Origin of the sequence: Arenibacter sp. F20364 (genome assembly GCF_023015905.1) — a bacterium.
Taxonomy (GTDB): domain Bacteria; phylum Bacteroidota; class Bacteroidia; order Flavobacteriales; family Flavobacteriaceae; genus Arenibacter.
This window is the reverse complement of record NZ_JALKBD010000012.1, coordinates 154,745-161,544: the sequence shown is the minus strand read 5'-3', so window position 1 is coordinate 161,544 and position 6,800 is coordinate 154,745. Positions and strand designations below refer to the sequence as shown.

General features: G+C 35.8%; 6 protein-coding genes. All 6 read right to left on the bottom strand.

Features of this window, described 5'->3' with window-relative positions:
- Window positions 1–218: 218 nt before the first annotated feature.
- From MWU84_RS12105 to MWU84_RS12080, 6 genes are read right to left on the bottom strand one after another with little or no spacing between them, the layout of a single operon-like run.
- A complete protein-coding gene (locus MWU84_RS12105; protein ID WP_246901743.1) occupies window positions 219–1,136 on the bottom strand; it encodes a helix-turn-helix transcriptional regulator in 918 nt (305 codons plus the stop codon).
- A gap of 15 nt (window positions 1,137–1,151) precedes the next feature.
- Window positions 1,152–1,637, bottom strand: coding sequence for an asparaginase domain-containing protein (locus MWU84_RS12100; protein ID WP_246901742.1), 486 nt, complete (start codon window positions 1,635–1,637; stop codon window positions 1,152–1,154).
- Window positions 1,638–1,666: 29 nt separating this feature from the next.
- Window positions 1,667–3,439: an efflux RND transporter periplasmic adaptor subunit gene (locus MWU84_RS12095; RefSeq protein ID WP_246901741.1), complete on the bottom strand. Its 1,773-nt coding sequence runs from the start codon at window positions 3,437–3,439 to the stop codon at window positions 1,667–1,669.
- On the bottom strand, window positions 3,436–4,152 hold the full coding sequence (locus tag MWU84_RS12090) for a PepSY domain-containing protein (protein ID WP_246901740.1): 717 nt from the start codon (window positions 4,150–4,152) through the stop codon (window positions 3,436–3,438). The genes MWU84_RS12095 and MWU84_RS12090 overlap by 4 nt, the downstream gene beginning before the upstream one ends.
- Window positions 4,153–4,740 (bottom strand): DUF2911 domain-containing protein, encoded by a 588-nt coding sequence (locus MWU84_RS12085; protein ID WP_246901739.1) that lies wholly within the window; start codon window positions 4,738–4,740, stop codon window positions 4,153–4,155.
- Window positions 4,740–6,800, bottom strand: a complete 2,061-nt coding sequence (locus MWU84_RS12080) for a copper-translocating P-type ATPase (RefSeq protein ID WP_246901738.1) — start codon at window positions 6,798–6,800, stop codon at window positions 4,740–4,742. Before MWU84_RS12080 ends, MWU84_RS12085 begins: the two co-directional genes overlap by 1 nt.

Here is a 6,800-nt window from a genome sequence, read left to right as displayed (position 1 = left end):
AAAACGCTTAACACATTTTTTTTGTATTATTGAAAGATCTTTCAAAGTGGCACTGTTTGACCGAAACAGGTGGCACCATCACTCCGAAATAGCCAGGGCGGCTAAAGAACTAATGAAATGTAATAACATAATTTTGAAAGAAAGACATTTTATTCCGTAGATATATACGGAATAAGCCGTATATTCCTACGCTAATTGTTGTCAAGCTAGGAATAACGCTATTTAGACTTTTTTCGGTAGCGAGAAATAAATTGTCTTCTATTCTTTGCACCCGTTTTTTTGTAGATGTTAGAGGCGTGTTTGGATACGGTACTTTCTGCAATAAATAAATCCTTGGCGATTTGTTTATAACTAAGGTTACCGAGAATTGACAAGGTAATCTCTATTTCTCTTCTTGTCAAATTTTCATAAATAATTTTCACATCGGCTGAATTGATTGCCTGTTCTTTGCTCATTGCAAATACTTCATACATTTTAGTTTTATTTTCTAAAAAATAAATATGCCTATCTATCTCAATAATAGTAATTGCGTAAAAAGATGCATTCATAACTGTAAAAGTCAACCATTGGTAATCTCCAATAAATGTCAATACAGGTAATAAAGCAATACTGGCCACACTAACCATTGATAATCTGTTACGTCGTAAAATATATTCATTTGGGTTACTCGGATTAGAAATCCTCTCGTAAAACATCCCTAAAAATAAAAAAGCGATTATCGAAATTGGTATGGTAAAAAGCAGTCTTGAAGACTTCAAGGAAGATGTGTAGAAGTATGGAATTAAAAAGAGGATGATAAAACTTACCGAGACTAAAATTGCTAAATTTCGGATAGAAGAATTATACTTTAAAACCACAATATCATATTCCTTGTACAAATAGTAAACGATATAAACACAGAGCGCTATGGCAACACCATATGTTATGACATATTGAAGAATAAAAGGTCCTGGAAAATTTTCAATAGGTAAGAATCCACCTGTTAGATTGTATGTTATAAACAGGATGCCTAGATAAAAAAATCTTTTATATCCGCTAGAATCCTTTCGAGTAGAATAATATAGCGTAAACAATACAATGACAGTATCTAATAAAAGATAGAAAAAAGTTGTCCAATGTATCGAGGTTCCAAACATAGTGCATACCGAACCTTATATGGTTTCAAATCGATTGTTCTGATTATTTTTTTTCACATTATCCCAATTAAAAATTGCTCCGTTCATAGCGATATATACTCCTGGTTCTAGAATCTGAAGCGCAGAAAGAGCAAACCCCAAATTGAAAGGAGCATCGGTATTCTTTTTTGTTCCCAAAATAAATGCGCCAGTGAGTACAATTGTTTTATTGAGGGCAAGCCTACCTAAAAACTGAGCGGTTTCAACCATTGTAATAGTACCGTGAGTCAATAATATTTTGTCTGAGTCATTAGATTTTATTTTTTCGGCTATTAGTTCTCTGTCATCATCATTAATAAACCGACTATCTTTGTTTAGAATTTTTTCAATAGTATATTTTAATGCAACTCGGGCGTTGGAAAGTATATCGTCAATTGCAACTGTAGTCGTTTGTTTTTGATTAAGGTTTTCATAATCAAGACCTTCAATCGTACCGCCTGTTGAAATAATATGAGTTCTCATAATACAATAGTTTTGTGCTAAATGGTTGATTAGTCTATTACTTGTTTTACCTCTCCGCAGGTCAGCATTGCATCACCGAAATATGGATTTAATACTTTTTCTTCTTTGCTCAGCCAATAAGCGCCTTTGTTGTTATCTGCCATTGGGCAAAATTGATTGTATACCTTTTCGTTGACACCAAATAACTGTATCGCACTGCCCAAATGTGATGATAGATGCTTAAAATGATTTCTCTGTTCTTTTATATCCGAGGCTTCTGCAATAGATTTAGTTGAAGATTTTAGTTCTTTTTCCAACTTCATCCAGTGATTATGAGCACTGTTGTCTTTCAATAATTTCATATCAATCTGATTCAATTTATTGAGTAGTTCCTTTGCATCGTCAGCTACTTTCTTTGAATCATCTTTTACCAATGCATCCTTTACACCTAAATAATTATTAAAAAACGTTTTCAATTGATTTTGAAAATCTACAGAGACTTTTATCCTCTCACTCATTTCTGAGTGATTACTATCTTCGCCTGAAGTTGTTTCTTGCATCCCTAAATGTCCTTCGTGTCCGGTCATTACTTTTCCGCCTTCCTTGTTCATCATTGATTTTTTACCCTGCAATTGAGCCGCTGCATCGATAGTAAAAGTTCCATTAGTGACTATCTCATCACCATTCTCCAAACCATTTAATACCTCATAACTATCTCCGATGCTATTACCCAACTTTACTTCTTGCATTTCAAAAATTGGTTCATCAGGACTGCTTTTTACATACACTACTGAACGTTCTCCAGTCCATAAAACTGCCGTTGATGGAATATTTAGTAGCTGCTCTTTGGTTGAAGAAACACCATCAATTTTACCCTCAACAAACATCCCAGGTTTAAATAGGTCATCTTTATTGTTTAATACCACCCTTAATTTTACCGTTCGTGTTCGCGTGTCTAATACTGGGTCAATAAATGATACTTTGCCTTTAAATTCTTTGTTGGGATAGGCATTGGAGGTAATAATTACATTTTGACCTTTTTTGAACAAATCAATCTGATTTTCATAGACATCGAAATTTGCCCAAACAGTGTTTAATTTCGCTATTTTTAATAGCGGCTGGCCTTGCTTTATATAATCACCTTGTTCTACTAATTTTTCTGATACTGTACCAGAAACCGTAGCATATACAGGAAAGTTTTCTAACACCTTACCAGAAGTTTCAATTTTATTTATTTGATTCTCGGATAATTTCCAGAGTTTCAATTTATTTCTGACCGCCTTGTATAGCGCTGGTTGTGATTCTTTTAATGAAGCTGCCGTAATCAACTCTTGTTGTGCTGCATATAATTCAGGCGAGTAAATAGTAGCTAACAATTGCCCTTTACGAATTTCTTCTCCAGTAAAGCTCACGTTCAAACGTTCTATTCTTCCGGAAAAATAGCTCACTTGTACAGCGTTGGATTCTTCATTTTCAACTATTTTTCCTGATAACTTTATGGCGTTATTTTCCACACTACCATTACCTACTATGGATGTCTGCACATTAGCCAAAGCCATAGCATTTTCCGTTAGTTTGAATTGGTCTGCCAACAAACCATCTGCACTACTTTCGGCGGGAATTAAATCCATCCCGCAGATAGGACAATCACCAGGTTCAGGTTGCATAATTTGTGGGTGCATTGAGCAGGTCCACATTTGATTGGCGTCTGCCACTTCATTGTGATTATGTTCTGCTTCTTTGTTTGATGAGTTACCAAAAAATAACCACCCCAACAGTAATCCTATGACTACTAATCCAATGTAAATTGCGTATTTCTTCATTTCTTTGTTTTTTTTCGTTTTAATAATTTTCTAATTGAAGGTGACGATGTGTACCATAATAAGAAGCCACTTAATACTGTAATCAACCCTAAGAGGGAGAAGGCCCTTAAGACCGTAGTATTGAAATTATCCCTACCATCGTAATCCATTGTGTGGGTCATCCATAAAAAGTCAAACCATCGCCAACTGCGATGTCTTACGGTCTGAAATTTTCCATCTTTAATTGATACGTAGGCTTTGAGAGCTTCGTCTGTTTTATATGAAATCACAAAAGCTGGCAAAAGCTTTTCTCTATATTCGTGATGTTTGTCAACCTCATTAATTTGCTCAATAGCATTTACCTCTAGACCGCCTTTCATATTGTTTTTAGCGATATAAAGTGCCTCGTCTTTTGTGATTTTATTTTTTAGACTTCCATCAATAGCATTATAAAGTTGCTTGCCATTTACCCAATAATATGGCACGTTATCAATGTCTCTTAAGGCAATGGTATTAACGCCTTCTGAAACATTAAGCAGTGATGGACTTATAAGATTGTTAAACGCTTTGGGCTGATACTCTAAATTTTTAAAGTGGTCACCGTGTATATCATCGATATTTGTCCAGCTGAAATACATTCCACTAATTGTCCAAAACAGGAATTGAATCCCTAAAAAGAGACCCAAATAGCGGTGTACTTTTCTAATTTTTTGTGCTGTGTGCCTATTTACCATCTATTGTTCTACTTTAAAATTGAAGTCAATTGAAACTTTTTCCCAAGACAAATTTATTTTCCCTTCGGCGTCATCAACTTTATCGACTTTGTATTCTAAATGTTCCTTTATTTCTTCAGAAAAAGTAGGTTTTACTTTAAACCTAATAACATCATCTTTTTCATCATATTCATCTTTACCGTGCTGCTCCCAATTAGAATTAAATATGATTGTCCACTCATCTTTTGAAGGAATTGTAAAGAATCCATACTTACCAGCAGGAAGTGTTTTACCTTTAATTCGTAAGTCCTTATTGGTCTCTATCCAAGTTGCCATATGTGCTCCTGCTTGCCATACTTGGTCGTATGCCAATAAACCGCCGAAAATTATTCTATCTCTAACTCCAGGTGATGAATAGTCTATGTGAATATGTGCATCACCAATCATTGCCATCGTTTCGGTATGAGGACTTAAAGGCTTCTTTTTTGATTGTTCAACTTTTTCAGTTGAAACATTATGATTGTGCTTTTGTTCTTCAGAAGTTGTCTTTTCGTTTTTGCAACTCACTATTAGAAGTGCTATTGCAATTAATAAGGTTAGTTTTTTCATTATGTCGTTTTTGTCTTAAGGTTTCCTTTTAATAATTGTGCATTTATAGCACAGATTATAGTACTGATACTCATTAGTGCAGCTCCAAATGCTGGGCTTATCATAAGTCCAGGAATGAACCCCGTTGCTAAGGGCAAAGCCACAATATTGTAACCTGTTGCCCAAACCAGATTCTGAACCATTTTGCGATAGGTGGCCTTACCAAATAATATCAAGTTGGCAATGTCTTTTGGGTTGCTGTCCACTAGTACTATATCCGCAGTTTCGGCCGCTACATCTGTTCCTGAACCAATGGCAATACCTACATCTGCCTGTGCTAAAGCAGGTGCATCGTTTACACCGTCACCTGTCATTGCCACAAATTCGTCCATTGCTTGCAATTCTATTATTTTGTCTTGTTTCTGGTCTGGTAATACTTCAGCCATATAATCATCAAGTCCTAATTTATCAGCTACATCTTTTGCTACTCTCTCATTATCGCCAGTAAGTAAAGACACTTTTATATTGTTTTTTTGGAGGATTTTGATAGCTTCATAAGAACTCTCCCTGATTTCATCTGCGAAGGTTACAAAGCCTATCACTTCATCATCTACTATGGTAAAGATTTTGGTTTCAATGCCCTCGTATTTATCTTCAGCAACACTCTTGTTCAATTGTTCCATTAGCACATAACCACCTGCCTGTACTTTCTTCCCATTGACCGTTCCACTAACACCAACGCCTGCGTTGTACTTGAAATCGGTTACAGAAGGAATCTTAATATTTTCTTCTTTTGCCTTTCTTCTTAAACCTTTGGAAATATGATGTTCGGAAGGGCTTTCAACAGCCGTCGCATACTTTAAGAGTTCTGTTTTATCGTAGTCTGATGATAATGGAACAATACGTACTACTTCGTGTGAACCCTTGGTAAGTGTTCCAGTTTTGTCGAATACTATGGTCGATATTTTGCGAGATGCTTCAAAAGCTGTTCTATTACGAATCAATAATCCATTTTTTGCCGAAATACTAGTAGATATAGCAGCTACTAGAGGTACAGCCAGACCTAAAGCGTGTGGACAACAGATAACCATAACAGTTACCATACGTTCTAAGGCAAATGATACTGTTTCTCCTAAAGCCAACCACGTAAAGAATGTACCAAAACCTAATACTAATGCAATTACAGTAAGCCATTTTGCAGCTACGTCTGCTAAACGTTGTGTTTTAGACTTTTGCTTTTGAGCCGTCTGAACCATATTTATCACTTTGGATAAATAGGTTTCCTCTCCAATACCTTTTACTTTTACTTTAATGACCCCATTGCCATTAATAGCACCACCAATTACTTCTTCATCAACACTTTTGCTTACAGGCTTACTTTCACCAGTAAGCATACTTTCATTAAGGTCACTTTTTCCGTCTACAATTATTCCATCAGCTGGTACTTTTTCTCCTGGTTTGATAAGGATGATATCTCCTTCGTTTAGTTCGCTTATTTTTACTTTTCGAGTTTGGCTACCATCTACCAAATTAGCTTCATTAGGCATTAATGCTGCCAATGCTTCTAAGGCTTTACTTGCACCCAAAATAGAACGCATTTCTAGCCAATGACCAATTAGCATTACGTCAATAAGTGTTGCTAATTCCCAAAAAAACGTTTTGCCCTCGAACCCAAAAATGACCGCAACACTATAAAAATATGCTGCCGAAATTGCTACGGCAATAAGTGTCATCATTCCTGCTGACTTCTTCTTTAACTCACTCACCAAACCTTTTAAAAATGGCCATCCACCGTAGAAGTAAACAATACTCGATAAAGCGAACAGTACATAATTACTGCCTGTGAAATTCCAGTCCACTCCTAACCAATTCTGTATCATTGGCGATAATAGAAGAATCGGTATCGTCAAAATTGTGGACACCCAAAATCTTCGCTTAAAATCTTCTATCATCATTTTGTGATGGTCGTGACCCATTTCTCCGTGAGCAGGATTATGACCAGAATGGTCCATTTTACTATGGTCCATTTCTACTTTCTCCTTGGAATGGTTTTCGTGGTTATGGTGTTCGTGATGTTCCAT